The 21942-nt window shown below is 29.3% G+C and carries 19 protein-coding genes, 2 pseudogenes and 1 riboswitch; of the genes and pseudogenes, 16 read left to right on the top strand and 5 right to left on the bottom strand.

Annotated features, from left to right (window positions below):
- Positions 1 to 79 precede the first annotated feature (79 nt).
- A pseudogene (locus QPK35_RS02960) lies at positions 80 to 1668 on the top strand (bifunctional aspartate transaminase/aspartate 4-decarboxylase).
- 32 nt (positions 1669 to 1700) lie between these two features.
- Positions 1701 to 3218: an amino acid permease gene (locus QPK35_RS02965; protein ID WP_290033983.1), complete on the top strand. Its 1518-nt coding sequence runs from the start codon at positions 1701 to 1703 to the stop codon at positions 3216 to 3218.
- A 29-nt stretch (positions 3219 to 3247) separates the two neighbouring features.
- On the opposite strand, the gene gad is transcribed toward QPK35_RS02965, so the two are convergent.
- Both gad and gadC read right to left on the bottom strand, forming a co-directional pair.
- Complete coding sequence (gad, locus tag QPK35_RS02970; protein ID WP_290033984.1) at positions 3248 to 4666, bottom strand: glutamate decarboxylase; 1419 nt, start codon at positions 4664 to 4666, stop codon at positions 3248 to 3250.
- Between the two features lie 19 nt (positions 4667 to 4685).
- Complete coding sequence (gene gadC / locus QPK35_RS02975; RefSeq protein WP_290033985.1) at positions 4686 to 6221, bottom strand: glutamate/gamma-aminobutyrate antiporter; 1536 nt, start codon at positions 6219 to 6221, stop codon at positions 4686 to 4688.
- A gap of 160 nt (positions 6222 to 6381) precedes the next feature.
- Between gadC and glsA the strand changes: the two genes are divergently transcribed.
- The 8 genes from glsA to QPK35_RS03015 all read left to right on the top strand — a co-directional run bounded on the left by glsA (position 6382) and on the right by QPK35_RS03015 (position 13432).
- Positions 6382 to 7308: a glutaminase A gene (gene glsA / locus QPK35_RS02980; protein ID WP_290033986.1), complete on the top strand. Its 927-nt coding sequence runs from the start codon at positions 6382 to 6384 to the stop codon at positions 7306 to 7308.
- Between the two features lie 74 nt (positions 7309 to 7382).
- Complete coding sequence (locus QPK35_RS02985; protein WP_290033987.1) at positions 7383 to 8069, top strand: DUF554 domain-containing protein; 687 nt, start codon at positions 7383 to 7385, stop codon at positions 8067 to 8069.
- Positions 8070 to 8364: 295 nt separating this feature from the next.
- Positions 8365 to 9282, top strand: coding sequence for a glycine--tRNA ligase subunit alpha (glyQ, locus tag QPK35_RS02990; RefSeq protein WP_290033988.1), 918 nt, complete (start codon positions 8365 to 8367; stop codon positions 9280 to 9282).
- A gap of 1 nt (position 9283) precedes the next feature.
- Positions 9284 to 11368 (top strand): glycine--tRNA ligase subunit beta, encoded by a 2085-nt coding sequence (glyS, locus tag QPK35_RS02995; RefSeq protein WP_290033989.1) that lies wholly within the window; start codon positions 9284 to 9286, stop codon positions 11366 to 11368.
- Positions 11369 to 11478: 110 nt separating this feature from the next.
- Positions 11479 to 11733, top strand: a complete 255-nt coding sequence (locus QPK35_RS03000) for an ArsR/SmtB family transcription factor (protein WP_290033990.1) — start codon at positions 11479 to 11481, stop codon at positions 11731 to 11733.
- 16 nt (positions 11734 to 11749) lie between these two features.
- Positions 11750 to 12007: a thioredoxin family protein gene (locus tag QPK35_RS03005; RefSeq protein ID WP_290033991.1), complete on the top strand. Its 258-nt coding sequence runs from the start codon at positions 11750 to 11752 to the stop codon at positions 12005 to 12007.
- A gap of 36 nt (positions 12008 to 12043) precedes the next feature.
- Positions 12044 to 13030 carry a permease gene (locus QPK35_RS03010; RefSeq protein ID WP_290033992.1) on the top strand — a complete coding sequence of 329 codons (987 nt, stop codon included), beginning with the start codon at positions 12044 to 12046 and terminating at the stop codon, positions 13028 to 13030.
- A gap of 9 nt (positions 13031 to 13039) precedes the next feature.
- Positions 13040 to 13432, top strand: a complete 393-nt coding sequence (locus QPK35_RS03015; RefSeq protein WP_290033993.1) for an arsenate-mycothiol transferase ArsC — start codon at positions 13040 to 13042, stop codon at positions 13430 to 13432.
- 433 nt (positions 13433 to 13865) lie between these two features.
- Here QPK35_RS03015 and QPK35_RS08035 read toward each other — a convergent pair whose 3' ends face one another.
- Positions 13866 to 13976, bottom strand: coding sequence for an HXXEE domain-containing protein (locus QPK35_RS08035; protein WP_353851762.1), 111 nt, complete (start codon positions 13974 to 13976; stop codon positions 13866 to 13868).
- A gap of 205 nt (positions 13977 to 14181) precedes the next feature.
- Here QPK35_RS08035 and QPK35_RS03020 point away from each other — a divergent pair.
- Positions 14182 to 14991 (top strand): annotated as a pseudogene (locus QPK35_RS03020) (DNA/RNA non-specific endonuclease); the annotation flags it as partial.
- A gap of 396 nt (positions 14992 to 15387) precedes the next feature.
- Entirely contained in the window at positions 15388 to 15495 is a 108-nt protein-coding gene (locus tag QPK35_RS03025) for an LPXTG cell wall anchor domain-containing protein (RefSeq protein ID WP_290034231.1), read from the top strand.
- 51 nt (positions 15496 to 15546) lie between these two features.
- Here QPK35_RS03025 and QPK35_RS03030 read toward each other — a convergent pair whose 3' ends face one another.
- On the bottom strand, positions 15547 to 16461 hold the full coding sequence (locus tag QPK35_RS03030) for a phosphatase PAP2 family protein (protein WP_290033994.1): 915 nt from the start codon (positions 16459 to 16461) through the stop codon (positions 15547 to 15549).
- A gap of 146 nt (positions 16462 to 16607) precedes the next feature.
- Positions 16608 to 16708, top strand: a riboswitch (purine riboswitch).
- 65 nt (positions 16709 to 16773) lie between these two features.
- On the opposite strand from QPK35_RS03030, the gene QPK35_RS03035 reads away from it, so the two are divergent.
- The 3 genes from QPK35_RS03035 to QPK35_RS03045 all read left to right on the top strand — a co-directional run bounded on the left by QPK35_RS03035 (position 16774) and on the right by QPK35_RS03045 (position 19049).
- The gene (locus QPK35_RS03035; RefSeq protein ID WP_290033995.1) at positions 16774 to 17352 is read left to right on the top strand and encodes a xanthine phosphoribosyltransferase; all 579 of its coding nucleotides are present in this window, start codon (positions 16774 to 16776) and stop codon (positions 17350 to 17352) included.
- Between the two features lie 3 nt (positions 17353 to 17355).
- Complete coding sequence (locus QPK35_RS03040; protein ID WP_290033996.1) at positions 17356 to 18663, top strand: nucleobase:cation symporter-2 family protein; 1308 nt, start codon at positions 17356 to 17358, stop codon at positions 18661 to 18663.
- A 221-nt stretch (positions 18664 to 18884) separates the two neighbouring features.
- Positions 18885 to 19049 carry a hypothetical protein gene (locus QPK35_RS03045; protein WP_290033997.1) on the top strand — a complete coding sequence of 55 codons (165 nt, stop codon included), beginning with the start codon at positions 18885 to 18887 and terminating at the stop codon, positions 19047 to 19049.
- Positions 19050 to 19440: 391 nt separating this feature from the next.
- On the opposite strand, the gene mscL is transcribed toward QPK35_RS03045, so the two are convergent.
- The gene (mscL, locus tag QPK35_RS03050) at positions 19441 to 19875 is read right to left on the bottom strand and encodes a large-conductance mechanosensitive channel protein MscL (protein WP_290033998.1); all 435 of its coding nucleotides are present in this window, start codon (positions 19873 to 19875) and stop codon (positions 19441 to 19443) included.
- A gap of 1040 nt (positions 19876 to 20915) precedes the next feature.
- Between mscL and QPK35_RS03055 the strand changes: the two genes are divergently transcribed.
- Positions 20916 to 21941 carry a DNA adenine methylase gene (locus tag QPK35_RS03055; RefSeq protein WP_290033999.1) on the top strand — a complete coding sequence of 342 codons (1026 nt, stop codon included), beginning with the start codon at positions 20916 to 20918 and terminating at the stop codon, positions 21939 to 21941.
- Position 21942 lies beyond the last annotated feature (1 nt).

The following is a 21942-nucleotide window of genomic DNA, read 5'->3' on the forward strand; positions in this document are numbered from 1 at the left end:
TTAATAAAATTTTATTGATATATAGATTATAACTGTTATAATTCAATATATATTCTGATAGGAGAAGGGAAAGATTATTATGGATTCTGGCCAAGAGAAAGCTTTACAAAAATTGGGGGCTTTTGAAATCAGTAGTCTGATGCTAGAATTAGCGAAAAAAAATAATCATAAATTTTTAAATGCAGGAAAAGGGAATCCTAATTGGATAAATACCAAAGCAAGATTAGCATTTGCTCGATTAAGTGAATTCGGAGTATTAGATTCCCAAAGGACAATTGATAGAGGGGATTTAGCTGGATTTATCAAAACAAAAGGAATTTCTGATAGACTAGTTGAATTTTTAGATGTACAAAATAATAAAACGGATAAATTTATTATGGATATTTTGAATTATGTAGATAATGATTTGAAATTGAATAAAGATGAATTTATCTCAGAACTTATAAATGGCATTATGGGAAATACATATCCTACACCTAATAGAATTTTAAAAAATGCCGAAATTATTTTAAATAAGTATTTAGAATCAACTTTATACAATGGAGTTGAATTAGCTGATTCTACGCAACTATTTGCTACTGAAGGTGGAACTGCTGCAATCGTATACTTATTCCATTCATTAGCAGAAAATCATTTGATTAAACCAGGTGATAAAATTGCAATAAACACACCAATTTTTACACCATATTTGCAAATTCCTAAATTAAATGATTATGAATTAGTAGAAACAAAATTACAAGCAAATCCTAACAATGATTGGAAAGTTGATCCAACTGAACTTGATAAATTAAAGGATCCTTCAATTAAGGCATTATTTATTGTAAACCCAACTAACCCTGCTTCACGTGCATTTGATCATGATGTTTAAATAAATTAGAAGAAGTAGTTAAAGAAAATCCAGATTTAATGATTATTACTGATGATGTATATGGCACATTTGTTGATGGTTTTCAAACGGTATATAGTGTTGTGCCAAATAACACATTATTAATTTATTCATTTTCTAAATTGTATGGGGCAACGGGTTGGCGTTTAGGCCTTTTGGCAATGAATGAAAACAATATTTTTGATCGCTTGATCAAGGAATTGCCAGAAGATGAAAAGAAAGAAGTAAATCGTCGTTATAGTTTAGTGGATACTACACCTGAAGATCTTCCATTTATTGAACGTGTTGCTGCTGATAGTCGTTCAATTGGTTTATATCATACATCAGGATTATCCACTCCACAGCAAATGATGGAAGTGCTATTTGCATTAACGCATTTAGTTTATGCAGAAGGATCAACCGATGCATATATCAATGAATGTCGTTATGTAGTTGGAAAGCGTTATTCTGATTTAATAGAAGGATTAGGGATCAAACCTGATAATTCAAGAACAAATGCTAAATACTATACTTTAATTGATATTTATAAATTAGCAGAAGAGAAATATGGCAAAGATTTTCGTAAATATTTTGAAAAATCATTTGCTCAAATTGATTTCTTGATGAAACTTTCTGAAAATAATGGGGTAATTTTAATGGATGGTGTTGGCTTTGGAACTCAGCCGGGAATTATTAGGGTTTCAGAAGCTAATTTACCAAGCAAAGCATATATTAAAATTGCTGAAAAAATTAATGATTTATTGAGTTACTATTATAAAAAGTATTTAAAGAGTAAAGAATAGAGTAGAAGTTTTTATTGGGGAAGGCTTTATATATGGGGAAAAGTAAAAATCTATCTTTATTTAATTTTTTATCATTAACAGCATTAATGGTATTGACGGTTTATGAATATCCAACATTCGCTACGGCAAAACTGCACTTATTATTTTTTGTTATAATTTTTGGAATATTTTGGTTTATGCCAATCTCTTTAGTCGCAGCTGAAATGGCAAGTGTAAAAGGCTGGGAAGATGGAGGCGTTTATGGTTGGGTTAGTAATGCATTAGGACAACGATTTGGATTTGCAGCTATTTTCTTTGAATGGTTTCAAGTAACCGTTAGTTTTGTTACTATGAGCTATTTTATTCTAGGTGCACTTTCATATGTTTTTGATTGGCCTGCATTAAATACTAATCCATGGATGAAATTTATTGGAGTATTACTGATTTTTTGGGGACTAACAATTACGCAGCTTTTAGGAGCTAAAAAGACAGCTCAGATTGCCCAAGTTGGTTTTATTGCAGGTATTTTGATTCCTTCATTAATATTTTTTGTTTTAGCTGCTTTTTATATTTTTAAAGGCGGATCATTAGAAATTAAATTTGGATTGAAAGAATTAATTCCTAATTTTACTGAGTTATCTACATTGGTTATTGCATCTTCATTTATTCTTGCTTTTGGAGGAATTGAAGCCTCTGCTCCGCATGTAAATGAACTTAAAAATTCCAAAAAAAACTATCCTATAGTTATTATTATTTTGATTTTTCTTACTATATTTTTAGATGGAGCAGGCGGGATAAGTGTTGCAGCTGTGGTCCCACAAAAAGAATTATCATTAAGTGCAGGTGTAATTCAAGCTTTTGATTATTTAATGAATCGATTTGGTAATAACTTTAATTGGTTTGTAAAATTAATGGCAATTTTAATTGCATTTGGAGTTATTGCGGAAATTGCCTCTTGGATAATTGGACCATCAAAAGGAATATATGTTGCAGCTCAAAAGGGACTTTTACCAATGAAATTTCGCAAATTAAATAAGCATGGAGTGCCGACTCCGGTATTAATTCTTCAAGGAGTAGTTGTAACTGTTTGGGATGCAATATTAACATTTGGTGGTGGAAGTGATAATGTATCATTTCTAGCAGCTATTTCTTTAACTGTTGTTATTTACTTATTATGTTATATTTTGATTTTTATTAGTTATTTTAGTTTAATATATAGGTTTCAAAATAAAGCAAGAACATATAGTGCTCCAGGTGGAAAATTTGGTAAAACATTATTAGCGACATCAGGCATATTATTGTCAATTTTTGCATTTTTTATCTCATTTGTGACTCCATCATCTTTACCTAAAGCTCAAGGACATATTTATCAAGTAGTCCTTTTAAGTAGTTTCGTAATTGCGGTTGTCATTCCTTTTATTGTATATGCAATGCGCAATCATTTTGGTGAAGAAAATAAAGAATTTAAGATTATTCATCTTAAAAGTAAAGATGTTAATAAATTTGTACATCCAATTGGTAGAGGCGAATATTTGATAAAAGAATATAAAAAAGAAATACATAATAAATAGTCACCGTAATTTTTACGGTGACTATTTATTTAATGTGTAAAGCCATATTTTTTAGGTTTATTTTGTTTTGTATGAATTTGAGAAGAATCATTTATTAATTTACTATTATCTAATTCATGAATAGCAGCTTTCATATCTTCAATTAATTCAACTGCATTGTTCATTCCTAAATCAGCTCGACAAACGATTCTTTGAACTACTAAATTATCTAATCCTTCAGGCATTGGATATGTTGGTACTTGCCAACCACGCATTCTAAGATGATCTGTTAAATCGTAAAGTGTCCATTTTTGATTTAAATTATCTTTTAGTGAATAACATAAAATTGGAAGGTGTTCAGCACCATTAACTACATTAAATCTTCCCATTTTTTGAATTTCATTAATAATGTATTCTGCAACATGGTGTGTACGTAAATGAATATCATGATATCCAGCAAAACCTAGACGAACAAAGTTGTAATATTGACCAATGATTTGTGAAGCACTTCTTGAGAAATTGATTGCCATTGTAGGCATTTCGCCCCCAAGATAACTAACATTAAAAATTAGATCTTCAGGTAAATATTTCTTGTCACGCCATAAAACCCAACCAATTCCGGGATATACTAAACCATATTTATGTCCAGATGCATTAATTGAAACAACGTTTTTAAGTTTAAAGTCCCAATCAATATCTGGTTCCATGAATGGAGTGTAAAAACCACCGCTTGCAGCATCAACGTGGATATATACTTTATAATCAGTAGTTTTATTATATTCTTCTACTAGATCATTTAATTTAGCAATATCATCATATTGGCCAGTATAAGTTATTCCCATTATACCAACGATACCAATCGTATATTCATCAACATAATCCATAACCTTGTCCATATTTAATGATAAATGGTCTTTATCTAAGGGTACTTCACGAAGTTCAATATCCCAATATGTGCAAAATTTCTTCCAACAAATTTGATAACTAGAAGAGATAACTAAATTAGGTTTATGTGCATTTAAATCTAAGCCAAGTTTCTTAGCACGTTTGCGCCATGCAAATTTCATTGCGAGTCCACCTAACATACATGCTTCAGAAGAACCTACAGTAGAAGTTCCCATGAAATGTTCATTTTCAGGAGCATGCCAAAGATCAGCAATCATATTTACGCAACGATTTTCTAATTCTGTAGTACGTGGATATTCTGATTTATCAATAGCATTTTTATCTAGTGTTTCTGCCATGATTTTTGTTGCTTCTGGCTCCATATATGTTTGACAAAATGTAGCAAGATTTTGCCTTGCATTTCCCTCATCTACAAGTTCATCTTTGACCATTTGATAGGCTACTCGTGGTTGTACAGATTCATTTGCAAATTTATATTTTGGTAGATCTTGTGATTCATGTTCATTTCCAAAAATTGGATCTAAATATTTGGATTCTTCTTGGCTATTTCTATCAAATAACATAATACTATCTTCCTTTCAATTATTTTTTATTTTTTAATTCATGTTCCATATAATGTTCTCCACGTCCCGCAGGATGAACAAACTTATTTACATCTTTGCTAGAGAAGTGTTTAATTTTGAAGTTTTCATTTTTAGAACCATAGAATTTTCTAAATGCATAAATGACAAAGGGTACAATTAATGCAATAACAAAACTTGAAATTAATACAATTTGATAAATTTTTCCATCTTTAGCTGGAAGGGCAGAAGGAGTGGCGAATGAAACGATGAATGCAAAAACTGAAGTTAATAATCCAGAAAGTGCAAATAAAGTTTTTCCTACTGTTCCTCCAGGAACATTATATGTGCGATGTAACTTTTTTTTCTTGTAAATTAAAACAAAATAACTTATAAACATTAATAAATAACAGACTAAGTAAATGACGACAGTTAATGAAACTGCAGCAAGGAATGAAACATTATCACTTCCACCACCAAATGTTAAAACAGCATCCCAAATGGTAACAACAATGCCTTGTAAAATTAATAATGGATATGGAACACCATGTTTATTTACTTTACGAAATATTTTAGGCAATAATCCTTGTTGTGCTGAGACATACATTCCACGAGATGGTCCAATAATCCAAGAACTTATTTCTGCAATAACTCCAAATACAATTGCTAGAGATAAAATTTTAACTAGCCACATTAAATGTGAATTAAAGTGTAAAAGTATTAGTTTAAATGCTTGAATTACGCCTGCACTTAAAGATAAATCTTTTTGTGGGACAACAGCTGCAACGCTAATGCCTCCAAGACCATCTAAAGTAATTGCTAAAATTACTAACATTATTATTGCTAATGGGTAGTTATGTGATGCATTTTTTAATTCATTTACATGTGATGCAGATGCTTCGATCCCAGTGAATGCAAGAATAAATGAAGTAAAAATAACTAATGTTGAAATTTTTGTAAAATTAGGAATTAAATTATTAATATTAAATGATATTTTTAGTGGATTACCTTGAACAATATATGCAATTGATAATCCAAAAAAAATGATAGATGGAATTAAAATTCCTGATACAAAACCAACTTTAGCTATTTTGGCAGTATATTTAGTTCCAGACATCTGAATAAATGTAAGTAGCCAAAATAAAATCAAGACGCCAAAAAACTTAATGAATGGATTTGTATTTAAAGCTGGCCAATCAAACACAATTGATAAAGCTCCCATAATAAAATAGTCCATTGTTACAAAACCAACTGTAATTTGAAACCATTGGAAGAAAATTGCAGCAAACCCCCAACGTTTACCGAGGGAATTTCCAACCCAGCTATAAACGCCACCATCTTCCCAACCGTCTACACTTGCCATTTCTGCTGAAACAAGTGCAGTTGGTAAAAACCAAAATAATCCACCTAAAATGGTAAAGAATATTAAACTTAATTTAGATGTTGCAAATGTTGGATATTCATAAACAGTAAGTACCATTGATGAAGTTAAGGCAAAGAATCCAAATAAGCCTAATATTTTTTGAGGTTTATTTTTACTTTGTTTAGAGTTATCCATAAAACTCCTCCTTTCATTTTTTATTTTAGCCAAGTGTCTAAAAGCTTCAATATAAAAAAATAAATGCAAAATTTTATTACTTTTATATATATTTGGTTGTTTTTTAATGACATTTGAATATCTTTGTAATCAAAAGATGATTTAAATAGGGGTGTTAAAAATGGATAAAAAACTTCTTGATAAAATTATTGAAGAATCATTTCAATATTATAAAAAGGGACATGTTGCAACTTATATACCTGCATTAGGAAGAGTGAATCCAGAACAATTAGGAATTGCAGTTTATGATTTAGAAAATAATGAACAATATTTTGCAGGAAATGCAGAAACATCTTTTGCAATTGAAAGTATTTCAAAAGTACCGGTTTTATTACTAGCAATTGAAGAAAGAGGATTAAAGAATGTTTTTAATAAAGTTGATGCTGAACCAACTGGTTTTTCATTTAATTCAATTTTAAATATGGAAATTAATAAACGTACATATCCGATGAATCCATTTGTGAATACAGGAGCTATAGTTATTAATTCATTGATTAATGGCAAAAATAGTGATGAACGTTTTGAAAAAATCCTTTCATTTATGAAATTAATTTGTAATAATGAACACTTGACTTTAAACCAAGAAATTTATGAATCAGAATCAAGAACAGGAGATATTAATCGTTCATTAGCATATTATATGAAAGCCAATGATATGTTTGATGGAGATGTTGAAGATGTTTTAGATTCATATTTTAAACAGTGCTCAGTAAATGTAAATACAATAGATTTGTCCAACCTTGCTGCAGTGCTTGCAAATAATGGCATTGCACCTTGGAATAATCAACAGATTGTATCTGAAGAAGCTGCAATTACTGTAAAATCAATAATGACAACAGCAGGATTGTATGATGAATCGGGTGATTTTTCAACACATGTTGGTATTCCAGCAAAAAGTGGTGTTGGCGGAGGGCTAATGGCAGTTTCTCCAGATAAATTCGGAATAGGAGTTTTTGGTCCAGCGTTGGATAAAGAAGGAAATAGTACAGCTGGTATGAAGGCACTAAAATTATTAGTTGAAAAAGTTGGTTTAAATATTTTTGAATAATTATATAAAATAACCTTGCTATTATTACATTTTTCACCGATAATATTCTTTAAGTAAAGATTAAGGTGAATGAAATGTTTTATGTGTTTTTAGATTTAATAGGGATTACTGTTGGTGGTTTATTCAGTAAACCTTTACAAAAGTTTTTATCAGAACGTCAAATTGATTCAATGCTAGAAATTGCGACACTTTGTGTTGGAATCATTGGTATTCAGGGGGCAATTACAACCAAACAGCCACTATTGATGCTAGTTAGTTTAGTGCTTGGTTCAGTAATTGGAGTATGGTTAGATATAGATGGGAAATTTAACCATTTTGGCAATTTTATGAAGAGTAAATTACAAACAAGTGATCCTCACTTTGTTGAAGGCTTTGTAACAGTTTTTATGATCGAATGTGTTGGATCAATGTCAATTGTTGGTCCATTAAATGTTGCACTTTCTGGTAATACGGATTTAATGCTATTTAAAGTAATTTTAGATGCAATTACATCGCTTGTATATGGCGCAATTTTTGGCTACAGTGTGTTATTATCTGGCCCATTTGTTTTCTTATATGAAGCCATTATTTATGGCTGTGCATCAATTATTCAACCACTTTTAACAGCAAGCATAATTAATGAAATCAGTGCAGTTGGATCATTATTAATTGTTGCATTAGCATGTGATATTTTGGAAATTAAAAGATTTAAAGTTGCTAACTTCTTACCTGCTTTATTAGGTCCTATAATTTATGGTGCTTTTCAAGTATTTTTTAAATAATAATTGACAAGTTATAAAATTTAGATTATGATAGCGACATAATATTGTGAAACATTGATGAAAAAATGGTTATTTTAATTGATTTATAGCGAACTTGGTTGGTGAAAGCAAGTATGAGATTATTTAACTTGGCATTTTCGGAGTTTCAAACGAATTAAGTTGCTAGGAATTCCTAGAAGTAGGGTGGAACCGCGATTATGAAGAATCGTCCCTATGTAACCACATTGGCGTTACATAGGGATTTTTTTGTGCGTCAATGTTTCTTCGAATAATTTATAAAGGAGCACACATTATTATGTCTAATAAATTATCAATGGCTAATATTATTTTGACTCTGGAACAATTCTGGGCCAAACAAGGTTGTATGGTAATGCAATCTTATGATACTGAAAAGGGTGCAGGTACAATGAGCCCATATACATTTTTACGTGCAATTGGGCCAGAACCTTGGAATGTTTGTTATGTAGAACCATCACGTCGTCCTGCTGATGGTCGATATGGTGAAAATCCTAATCGTTTATATCAACATCATCAATTCCAAGTATTAATGAAACCAAATCCAAATAATATTCAAGATTTATATTTAGATAGTTTACGTGCATTAGGAATTGAACCAAAAGAACACGATATTCGATTTGTCGAAGATAACTGGGAAAATCCATCAATGGGTTGTGCTGGTGTTGGTTGGGAAGTTTGGCTTGATGGAATGGAAGTTACACAATTTACATATTTCCAACAAGTTGGTGGCCTCGAAGTTAAACCAGTTGCATCAGAAGTTACATATGGATTAGAACGTTTAGCTTCATATATTCAAAATGTGAATTCAGTATTCGATTTAGAGTGGGCTGATGGGGTAAAATATGGTGATATATTCAAAGAACCTGAATATGAACACTCTAAATATGCTTTTGAAGAAAGTGACCAAGAAATGTTGTTACATACGTTTAATACTTCTGAAGAAGAGGCAAAACGTTTAACAAAACTTGGTTTAGTTCATCCTGCATATGATTACTTATTGAAATGTAGTCATACATTTAATTTATTAGACGCACGTGGAGCTGTTTCAGTAACAGAACGTGCTGGCTATTTATCAAGAATACGTAATATGGCTAGAGCAATTGCTAAGGCTTTTGTTTCAGAAAGAAAGAAATTAGGTTTCCCATTAATCAAGGATGAAGAGTTACGTCAAAAATTATTGAAGGAGGATAAATAACATGACACATACATATTTATTAGAAATAGGTTTAGAAGAAATTCCTGCACATGTTGTTACTCCTAGTGCGGCTCAATTAGTTACAAAAACTGAAAACTTTTTGAATGAACAAAGATTGGCTTTTGATGAAATAGAAACTTATTCAACACCAAGAAGACTTACAGTAAAAGTTAAAGGATTAGCAGATAAGCAAAAAGATATTGAAGAAGAAGCCAAAGGACCTGCTAAAAAGATTGCATATGATCAAGATGGTAATTGGTCAAAAGCTGCGCAAGGATTTGCTCGTGGCCAAGGTGTAAATGTAGAAGATTTATTCTTTAAAGAATTAAAAGGTACAGAATATGTTTATGCTAAAAAATTTATTCCTGGTAAAGATGCTAATGAAGTTATGCAAGGAATGAAAGATGTTGCTATGAGTTTGAAATTTCCAACAATGATGCGTTGGGGAACAAATGATTTTGAATATGTTCGTCCAATTCGTTGGATAGTTTCAATGTTAGATGACGAAGTTGTGCCATTTAATATTTTAAATATTAAAGCTGGTAATGTAACTGAAGGTCATCGATTCTTAGGAAAAGCAACTGAACTTAAAGATGCAAATGATTATGTAGAAGCTTTAAGAGCACAAATGGTAATTGTTGATGCCAAAGAACGTAAAGAAATGATTCGAAATCAAATCAATGAATTGGCAGAAAAGAATAACTGGAAAATTGTTGTTGATGAAGACTTGTTAGAAGAAGTTAATAATCTTGTTGAATATCCAACAGTATTTGCTGGCTCATTTGATGAAAAATACTTAAATGTTCCTGATGAAGTTTTAATTACTTCAATGAAAGATCATCAACGTTTCTTCTATGTAACTGATAATGAAAACAAATTATTACCTAATTTTGTTTCAGTAAGAAATGGAAATAAAGAATACTTAGAAAATGTTATTCATGGTAATGAAAAAGTTTTAACTGCTCGTTTGGAAGATGCAAAATTCTTTTATGAAGAAGATCAAAAACAATCAATTGCAACTTACGTTGATCGCTTAGATAAGGTAATGTTCCATGATAAAATTGGTACAATTGCAGAAAAAATGGAACGAGTTCGTTTACTTGCTAGTCAAATTGGTAAATTTGTTGGTTTATCAGACCAAGAACTTAAAGATTTAGATCGTGTTGCACAAATCTATAAATTTGATTTAGTTACTGGAATGGTCGGCGAATTTTCTGAACTCCAAGGTGTAATGGGAGAAATTTATGCACGCTTACAAGGTGAAGACGAAAACGTTGCAACTGCAATTAGAGAAGAATATATGCCAATTAGCGCAGAAGGTGAATTGCCAAAATCAAATGTTGGTTCAGTTTTATCAATTGCTGATAAGTTAGATAGCATTCAATCATTCTTTGCAGCTGGCATGATTCCAAGTGGGTCAAATGACCCTTATGCCTTACGTCGTCAAGCACTTGGAATTATTAGAATTGCACTTGATCGTAATTGGAAATTATCAATTCCAGTTATGCAACAATTTGTTGAAAATGCAATTGAAAAACGTCCAGATTTATATGCAAACATTATGCCAAAAGCTGAACAAAAAGATATGCAACAATTTATAATGGATCGATTATCACAAATTATGAAAGGTGATAAAAAAATGAGACATGACGTATTAGATACAGTTGTTGCAAATCCTAATAATACATTTGTTGATATTCAAGAAGCTGCTCATATTTTAGGAAAACATGTTACAGATGATGACTTCAAAGAAACAATTGAAGCATTAACTCGTGTAAGTCGTATGGCTAAAAAAGCACCACAATTTGAAAAAGACGCAATTGTTGATTCTGAATTGTTTGAAAATGAATCAGAAAAAGAATTAGCAGATGCAGTTAAGGAAATTGCTAGTGCATTTGAAGAAGCTGATTTAGAAGAGAAGTTCCAAAAACTTGCATCATTAAAAATGCCTATTACTAAGTATTTTGATTCAACAATGATTATGGCTAAAGATGAAGATGTGAAGAATAATCGTCTATTGCAATTGAAGCAAATTGCAGATTTAGCAGAAAGTTTTGGAGAATTAGATAATTTAAATGTAAAATAATAATTAATTTTAAAGGATCATGATTGATTTCATGGTCCTTTTTATTGACAATAAACATCGATACATTTATAATCATCGATATAAAATGGATTGAATTTGGAAGTGAAAGTATGGTAAATGAATTAAAGGCTTTAAGTGACGAATCACGTTTAGAGATTGTAATGCTTATAGCTAAACGGGGAGAATTATGTGGCTGTGAGATTGAAAAACACTTTTCTATTTCACAGTCCACTGTATCACATCATATGAAAATTTTAACTAATTCAAATATTGTATCTGAACGTAAAGAAGGGCGTTCTCATTATTATTCTTTGAATAAAGATGTTTTACAAGAATTAGTTTTATATTTAAAACAGTTATTATAAAGAAGGAGAATATTTTATGAAACCAACACAAGACGTTATTGTACTCGGACCTGGATGTGCGGGTTGTGAAAGTTTAGCAAAAAATACAAAACAAGCATTAAAAGATTTAAATTATGTTGATACTACATTTAATTACATTACGGATATTACAGTGATGGCAAGTTTAGGAATTATGTCAGCGCCTGCTTTAATGGTTAAAGGAAAGGTAGTTTCAACGGGTAAAGTATTAACAGTTGGTGAAATAAAGAATTTGTTAAGGGAAAATGATCTATAATAAGTTATTTTTCTTAATAAAAAAGGAGTTTTAAATTTGAGTTGGATCACAAAGAATATATTCCAAATGTCATGGTTAAACGATTTTTTTAATTGGATAATTTTTGATCTATTTGGAATAAATAGTACTAGTAAGTTTGCACATTCTGTTAATTATTTCTTATTTGATACAACTAAGATTTTTATTTTAATGTCTGTTTTAATCTTTTTAATGGGGGTTTTGCAGTCTTTTTTTCCACCTGAAAAAACTAAAAATTTATTACATAAGGTAAATGGAGTTACTGGTAATATTTTAGGAGCTTTTTTAGGTGCAATTACACCATTTTGTAGTTGCTCTAGTATTCCAATTTTTATAGGATTTACAAGCAGTGGATTGCCTTTAGGTGTCACTTTTTCATTTTTATTTGCATCACCAATGATCGATATTGCATCTGTTATTCTTCTAGCATCTTTTATGGGGATGAAAATTGCAATTAGTTATATTTTTGTAGGTTTATTAATGTCAATAATTGGTGGTATTATAATTAAACATCTGCATATGGAAAATCAAATTGCAGATTACGTTAAAAATATTCAATCAACTGAAGTATCAATTGCTGCTTTAACTTGGAAAAATCGAATACGAGATGGAATAGCAGAAGTACGTAAAATTGTTGGTCGGGTATGGAAATATGTATTGATTGGGGTAGCAATTGGAGCTTTAATTCATGATTGGATTCCTACAAGTTTTATTCAAAATATTTTAGGAAATTCCAATCCTTTTTCCGTAATTTTAGCCGTAATCGTTGGCGTTCCGATGTATGCAGACGTTTTTGGAGTTATTCCAATTGCGACCGCTTTATTAACTAAGGGAGTTCCAATTGGTACGATAATTGCATTTATGATGGCTGTTACAATGCTATCTTTACCTGAATTAATAATGTTGAAAAAAGTTCTTAAAAATAAGTTACTCATATCTTTTATAACAATTGGTGTTATCGGAATTATAATTATTGGATTTGGATTTAATTTTGTATTGGGATAGGTGATTTAAATGAACATAGCTTTTGTTTGCACACAAAATTCTTGTCGTAGTCAAATTGCAGAAGCATTTGGTAAAAAATATTTTAACCAAAAGATTAATGTTTATTCAGCAGGTACAGATCCTGCTTCTGAGATTAACAATAGTGCTGTGAGATTGATGAAAGAATACTATTCAATTGATATGGAAAAAGAACAATATCCGAAAAAATTAGATAAATTGCCAAATATTGATATTTTGGTAACAATGGGATGTGGGGTAAAATGCCCATTTGTTCCATGTAAAAAATTAATTGAGTTAAACATTGAAGATCCTGCAGGTAAAAGTGATGAGATCTTTCTTAATGTGATAGCAGAGATTAAAGGAGAAATTCAAAAGCTTTCAGAACAATTTTCTGATTTATAAATAAAAACAGTTCATTGATTTGAACTGTTTTTTTTATTTATTTTTCATAATTGTTAATTTTTAATTCAATTTTATGCATTAGGCGATGCATAATATATAAATTCATATAAATAATAATTATTGAAATACATATATATGTTAGTAAGATAAATGAATTTTTACATAATTTAGCATAATGGATAACTAAATAAATAATTAGTGGCAATTCAAGTAAGATTGTAATTATGCCTGGAACATATCCTTTAAATTAAAAACACATTTTAAAATGCATAAATGAATGAAGACCATATCCAATTAGAAATGATAAATAAAGATATATATTCTTATTAAGAAAACAAAATAAAGAAATAATAATTAAAATTATAAATTCTTCTAAAACGCAAATTGAAAATGCTGATCCATTATTTGTATTTCCAAAAAGGGATGTTTTAGTTTAGAGATGAATGTTGAATTTTTTTTTCCAAATTGGAACCATTATTATTTCTTCTAAATCATGAAAAATAAAGATTAATGGTAATATCCAGTAATTAAATAAAATAGACAATATAATTCCTCCTTTATTTTTATAATATATCATTCGCTTTTTACTTCAATAATTTAAACATTTAGAAAGGTTAATGATTAAAAAAATATAGTATTATATATACTGTATATTGTATGTATATTTGGAGGTATCATCTATGAAAACATAGTAAGTGATAATTGGTTGTATAGGATTTTTGCGAGATTAAGAGTAATTGGGGGATAAAATGAATAAAAAGATTGTTAAAATAATAACCGCAGTTGTAGCTATGTTTGGACTATTAACGGCAGGTCAGTCTAATAATATTGCTGAAACTAGCACTGTATCTTCAAGTAGTAGTTCACGATATGTAAACTATGTTGGCGATAAATCAGGTGGAATCGTTTCTGAGGAGTTAGCTGATAGCGTATTAACACCTAGTGTACGTCAACAATTAGGAAACAATATAGAATGGAATGGAAATGGTGCTTTCATCATCAATGGTAATAAAACAGACTTAAATGCTGATGTACATGTTGCACCATATGCTACAAATGAAGTAGATAGTTTAGGACGTCCAACAGTTGGTAATGCATTTTTAAACAAAACATGTCGCCAATATAAAAGTCGTGATCAAACTGGAAATGGTTGGACAGAATGGAAACCACAAGGATTTCATCAATTACAAAATCTAAAAGAAGGATATACACATGCTTATGACCGTGGTCATTTACTAGCTTATGCTTTGATTGGTGGTATTAAAGGATTTGATGCATCAGAAAGTAATCCTAAGAATATTGCTACTCAAACAGCTTGGGCTAATGAATCAAATAAACCTGATGCAACAGGACAAAATTACTATGAAGGATTAGTTCGAAATGCAGTGGATCAAGGTAAGGAAGTAAGATATCGAGTAACTGACATATATGATGGTAATAATTTAGTTCCTTCTGGTGCTCATATCGAGGCAAAATCTACTGATGGATCATTAGAATTTAATGTATTTGTTCCAAATGTGCAACCTAATATTCGAATTAATTATGCAACAGGTGATGCACAACCATATTACCGTGATGTCCAAAGTAGTAGTGCTCAAATTGCAATAAATTCAAGTACATCTAGTTCAAGTAGTATTGTTGCTGCACAATCTGAATCAAACAGTAATAACAATTCAAGCGAATCATCTCAAAGTAAAAACTCAGTTTTAAATTCAGAAATATCAAATAAAAATGGAAATTCATTAAGTAGTTCTACTAATTCGATTAATAGTACTGCATTGAAATCAAGTAATTCTTCATTACAAACACAAACGAGTGTTTCAATTACATCAAATAGTAGTTCAAGCATTGCTGTAAAAGAAAATGCAAATTCAAATCAGCGAGGCATGGTAATTACTGGCAATAACAATAATGTACAAAATAAAAAACAAGATTCATCATCTGAAACAAATATAATGCCAAAAACAGGTGAAGAAAAGGCAAATATAGTTCCATTTACAGGATTTATAATGTTATGTTTAGCCGGTGCTTTATGTTTAAAAATGAAGAAACGCTTTAAATAGTATTAGTTAATAAAAAAGCTGCAATTAAAATTGCAGCTTTTTTTGATGGGCTTAAAGTTTGTTGCAATCAATATGTTCACCAAGTATACGTGAGATGCAATAAACAATTATAATTGAAACAAAACTTCCCATTGTAACATCAGATAAGAAATGTGCTCCTATAAATACACGTGAACCAGCGACTAGAATTCCAAAAATACATGCTAAGATAAAAGCGATATGACGGAATTTTTTGTGTGTATTTGGATTAATAAATAATGGTAGGTAAAGTGATAACCAAGCACTAGCAGAATGCCCTGATGGGAAAGACTGATGTCCATTTTTTCCATTTATTACGTACCAATTAGTAAAATGATTCCAATTTGTTAGTTGTTCTCTTGGACGCCATCTTCCCCATAGATCTTTCATTGAATCTATAAATGTGTCACGTAAAAAGAATGCAACTATTCCGCCAAGAGAAATGAACATTAATCGTTGTAATTCAGCTTGTTTAACGTTTTTAATCCATGTATAGATTAAGAAAATTCCAATTCCCCATAAAATTATGGTTATACAGATTATTAAAAATAAAACATTTCCCTTAACTGGAATTTTATCCGATGAATCAATCCCAATAGGAATATTGTCGTGAAAATTATTAATTGCACATAATAAACGTAATGTGCATTTTTTTACTAATTGCCACATTGCATATGCTGATCCAATTATTGATACTGACATAACTGTGAACTTTGATATATTATCTCTTATTTGATATAACGCATAAAAACAAATAATTAGACTAGCTATAAATAAAATTAACGGTGGGGCGATTGAACCAAATATTTGAAAGAACGTTGCAATTAAAGAGTTTTGATTCACTAAATGTTGACTAATACTTTTATCAAACAAACTACCAATTGCCATCAAAAATACAAAAACGCAAATAACTAAATATTCAATTCTAAAGTGCCTTTGTTTACTCATTTGAATACCTCCTTTTATATAATTTAATTATGAATTCGTAATATTAATTTTTAATATATTTAATGTAAACAACACGTAAAAAATAAATGTTTATTTAAAACAAACATTTATTGACAAATTCATATTATTGTTCATAATAATATTAAAGATTTAATTAAATAATTGCTTATATAATCGCTATTATATGGTTAGCAAGTTTCTACCCGATACCGTAAAAGATCGGACTATAAGCTAAAGATTCTAAATTCTTTTATTATGCTTCGTAGATTCTAACCAGTATTAGTTTCTAAGCAAAATGAAAGGATTTTTTCTTTGGATGAACTAAAAAAACGAATACTAACAGATGGGATTGTTCTTGATGATAATATTTTAAAGGTTAATTCATTTTTAAATCATCAAATTGATCCAAATTTGATGAAAAGGATTGGTAATTGCTTTAAACAAATTTTTTCGAATCAGAAAATAAGTAAGATTTTAACAATAGAATCTTCAGGAATTGCACCTGCTTTAATGACAGGCTTAGCTTTTCAAGTTCCTGTCGTGTTCGCACGAAAATCAAAAAGTGCGATTCAAAATGATAATTTATGCTACCACTCAGAGGTTTTTTCATATACTAAAAAAATTACTAACCATATTCTTGTAGACAAAAACTTTTTATCTACAAATGATAATGTCTTAATTATTGATGATTTTTTAGCGAATGGTGAAGCAGTTCGAGGCCTAATTGATATTTGTAATCAATCAAAATCTTCTATTACTGGAATTGGAATTGTAATTGAAAAAGCATTTCAAAAAGGAGGATTAGAACTAAGGAATAAGGGTTATAGGGTCGAATCACTTGTTAAAATTAAATCACTCGAAAATAATCAAGTGACATTCATGGAGGAATAAAATATGAAAAAATCAATAAATGATGTAAGTCATAAAAAAGCATTTGTTTTAGGAATTCAACATTTACTAGCAATGTATTCAGGTGCAGTAGCTGTACCATTATTAATTGGAACAGCATTAAATTTTTCAAGTGAGCAAATGACATATTTAGTTTCAATAGATATTTTTATGTGTGGACTTGCTACATTTTTTCAGTTAGCACGTAATCGTTACTTTGGAATTGGACTTCCAGTAATTTTAGGATGTGCAATTCAAGCTGTTGAGCCTTTAAAGATGATTGGACAAGAATATTCAATTCAAACTATGTATGGTTCAATTATTGTAGCAGGAATTTTTGTATTTTTAATTGCGGGACAATTTGCTAAAATTAAAAAATTATTTCCACCAGTAGTTACTGGAAGTTTAATTACAGTAATTGGACTTACTTTAATTCCAATTGCAATTCAAAATTTAGGTGGTGGATCAGTAAATAGTAAATCATTTGGTTCTTTTTCAAATATAGCAGTGGGTGGATTAACTATTTTAATTATTCTTATTATTCAATTTTGGGGTAAAGGATTTATTCAATCGATTGCAGTTTTAATTGGATTAATTGCTGGAACAATTATAGCTTCTTTTATGGGAATGGTTTCATTGAAGCCAATTATGCAGGCAGCGTGGTTTCATATACCACAGCCATTCTACTTTGGAATGCCTAAATTTGCATTATCACCTTCATTAACAATGATTATTATTGCTCTAGTTTCGTTGGTTGAATCAACTGGTGTTTTCTTTGCTTTAGGAAATCTTTTGGGTAAGGATATTAAGCAAAATGATTTGAAAAAAGGATACCGAGCAGAGGGACTTGCAGTGATTTTAGGAGGTATTTTTAATACATTTCCATACACAACTTTTTCTCAAAATGTTGGATTACTTGAGCTTTCCGGGATTCGTACAAAACGACCAATTTATTGGGCAGCATTTTTATTAATGATAATGGGACTATTACCTAAAATAGGTGCACTTGCAACGATAATTCCTACACCTGTTCTTGGTGGAGCAATGCTCGTAATGTTTTCAATGATTAGTGTTCAAGGAATACGGATGTTATTTAATGTTGATTTTTCAGATGAAAGGAATACATTAATTGTAGCAATTTCAATTGGAGCGGGATTAGGCGTTTCTGTGTATCCTACAATTTTTCAAGCATTTCCTCCATCAATTCAACTTTTTCTTGGTAATGGAATTGTAGTAGCAACTATTTGTGCTGTTTTATTAAATTTAATTTTAAAACGTCATAGTTTAACAAAAAAACAAGTTAAAAATAATTAGCATTGACATATTTAAATGTATATTTTATAATTAACCTAACAATTAAATAAACGGCTTAGAATATAGAGAGTTTGGTGAGTGGATGCACACGATGACCCAACAGCAACGTGCTTATGTTTAAGTAACGTGCTCCAGTGTATAATGATATTCTTCATATTTAACGTCTGGAGAATATTCTAGACGTTTTTTTATTGTAAAAAATTGATAGAGGTGTTTGTTTAATGAACAATAGTGTAATAAAAAAAGATAATTATATTGATGATTTTACTCGTTCGGTTTTTAAAGCGAGAAACTTTTCAGAGGGTATGGTTAATTTTTATGCCAAAAATCGTATAATTGATTTCTTTAAAAATAGTGGTAATGAATCTTTAATAAAGGATTTTTAAATTGCCATAAGTTCACCTAAAACATATGACGATGTACTTATTATTTTAGAAAAACAAGTAAAAATCTTGAAGGCATTAGGATATGATAAATTTTAACTAATTTAAGATTGCTATTAATTCCTTTACTATAACTATATTTAATGGAATAAATTTATAGGAGAAAGATATGAAAACATTTAATAAAAAAATGTCATTAGTGGAATTTAGATCGCAATATTGGTATAAAACTGATTTACAAAAAATCTGCATTGGAAAAACAAAGGCAATCCTATTATAGATTTGATTTTGAAATTGAATTTTATGAAGATAAAGGAAATTATCTAGTATCTACTTGTTTTGGCTGTAAAAAAATAGAGGGTAATTAGCCCTCTATTTTTAATTAGAAAAACAATTATTTTGTTTCAGAAACTGTTTTTTCGTTTTTTGTTGTTGGAGTTGATGTGGATTCAATTTCTTTTTCTTCTTTAAGTAATGCAACAATTTCTTTAAGATATTCAGCTTCTTCAGAGATTTCCTTTTCTTCTTCTTTCTTTTCTTCATCTTTATTGAATTTATTTACAAATTTAACTAAGATGAAAATCACAAATGAAATGATTAGGAAGTTTATTACTGAATTTAGGAATGATCCAACACGAAAATGAGCAGAACCAACAGAAAATACAATTGATGAGAAATCAATCTTTCCAACAAAAATTCCAATTAATGGATTAATAATGTTTGAAACTAATGATTTAACAATAGCAGTAAATGCAGATCCTACAATAACACCAACTGCTAAATCCATTACATTTCCACGTGCAATAAATTCTTTAAATTCTTTAAGCATCAAATCTACCTTTCCAACCTATTTACTTTAAAATACAAAGCTATTTTAACACAACTCAAAAATAATGTTTTAAAAAATCTTTATTACTAAAAAAACTTAATAATTTGTGAATATGACAATAATTAAAAAGGTAAATTAAGTAGTACTAATTAGAATGTATAAAGATAAACAATTTCTATAAATACGTTTTAATGTCCCTTGTGTTTTTTTCGACGTTTTAGTTGTTTCAATTCAAATCGCTCTTGTTTATCTAGCATTTTTTGTTTTTTACGTACTTGTTTTCGGTGCAACTTGAGGCTTTCATGTTAGATTTTTAAAACCTTCTGAACTAGGACAAAAATATTTTAATAGTTATACATAGGATTTATATTTCAGTTACTAACTGTTATTTTTCAATATTAGTATGTGGAAAATTTTTATTAAGAATGAGGATTGTAGTTATCTAGATTACAGTTATTATTTAATAATTAAATATCATTAACAAAGCGCCGAATCAGGTTGGATATCAAGATAAAATTATCCAAGTAAGTGATTTTAAAAATATATATAATTGATAATATCAAAATAATTATATACATTTGACATTTTGTTAATTTTAAATTGTCAATCAATTATATCTATACTATAATTCACTATGTTATTTGTTTTTAGATATGACAAATTGATCACATATTGATTTACGAAACTATTAAAATTGTTAGAAGTATATAAATAAAATAACAGTAAATTAGATATTTTTTAGTTATCTAATTTAATTGATAAATAATAAAAAATTTGATGTGGTTAAATTTTAATTGAACTATATGTTTTCAACTAAGATATAAAGAAAAAACTGACATGATTACCTTTAACTAAGATTAAAGAGTTTGGAAAATCTTTTTAAGAGGAGACCTGTAATAATATTTTGTTTAGAAATATATTCTAAGATCTTAATGATGAAATTATATTGTCAAAATATTACAGAAAAGTTAATAATAGTTATCAAAAAACTAATTTAGAACTCTGTATTTGAACACATCAAAATGAAAGTGACAAGAATAATGAGAAGAGAAGAAGATAAAATGAATTTTGAAATTCAAAATAGAAGATACCTTGGAAGTAAATTTAAATTAATTGACTGGATAGTTGAGTTAGTTAAAGAAAATACATCTGGAAATTCATTTTTAGACCTATTTTCAGGTACAGGAATTGTTACAAAAGCTTTTCTTAACTATTTTGACGAGTTTATTATTAATGATTTTTTATATTCCAATAATATAATATATAAAGCGTTTTTTTCAGACGAACCTTATAGTAAAGAAAAATTATTACATTTAAAAAATCAGTATAACTCTGTTATACAAAATAATCTTGATGATGATTATTTTGTTAATAATTATGGTGGAAAATATTTTAGTAATCATGATGCTCGAAAAATCGGTGAGATTAGAGAAATGATAGCTCAAGATGAATCGATAAATGAACATGAAAAAAGCATCTTATTGGCATCTTTATTATATTCAACTGATAGAATTGCGAATACGGTTGGTCATTATGATGCATACCGAAAAAAATCACATATAGACGATAGGTTTGTATTTAATTTAATTTCACCAATTAATACTAAAAATAAGGACATTTCTATTTATAGAGAAGATGCTAATGAGTTGGCTAAACATGTTAAAGCAGATGTGGCTTTTATTGATCCTCCCTATAATTCAAGACAATATTCACGTTTTTACCATGTCTTAGAAGAAATAATAAAATGGGATAAACCTAAATTGTCAGGAGTTGCTATGAAACCACCAGTAGAAAATATGAGTGATTATAGTAAATCTTCAGCACCACAAGTTTTTGAAGATTTAATTCATAATTTAAATGTAAAGTATATAGTAGTTACCTATAACAATACATATAAATCAAAAAGTAATAGTTCTAAAAATAAAATTTCACATGAAGAAATACTTAATACGCTGAATAGCGTTGGAGAAACAAAGGTTTTTAATAAGTCATTTAGATATTTCAATGCAGGAAAAACAAATCTTAATAATCATAGAGAGTATTTATTTATAACGAAGGTAGGATAAA

The organism is Ligilactobacillus cholophilus, from assembly GCF_030389495.1.
Taxonomy (GTDB): domain Bacteria; phylum Bacillota; class Bacilli; order Lactobacillales; family Lactobacillaceae; genus Ligilactobacillus; species Ligilactobacillus cholophilus.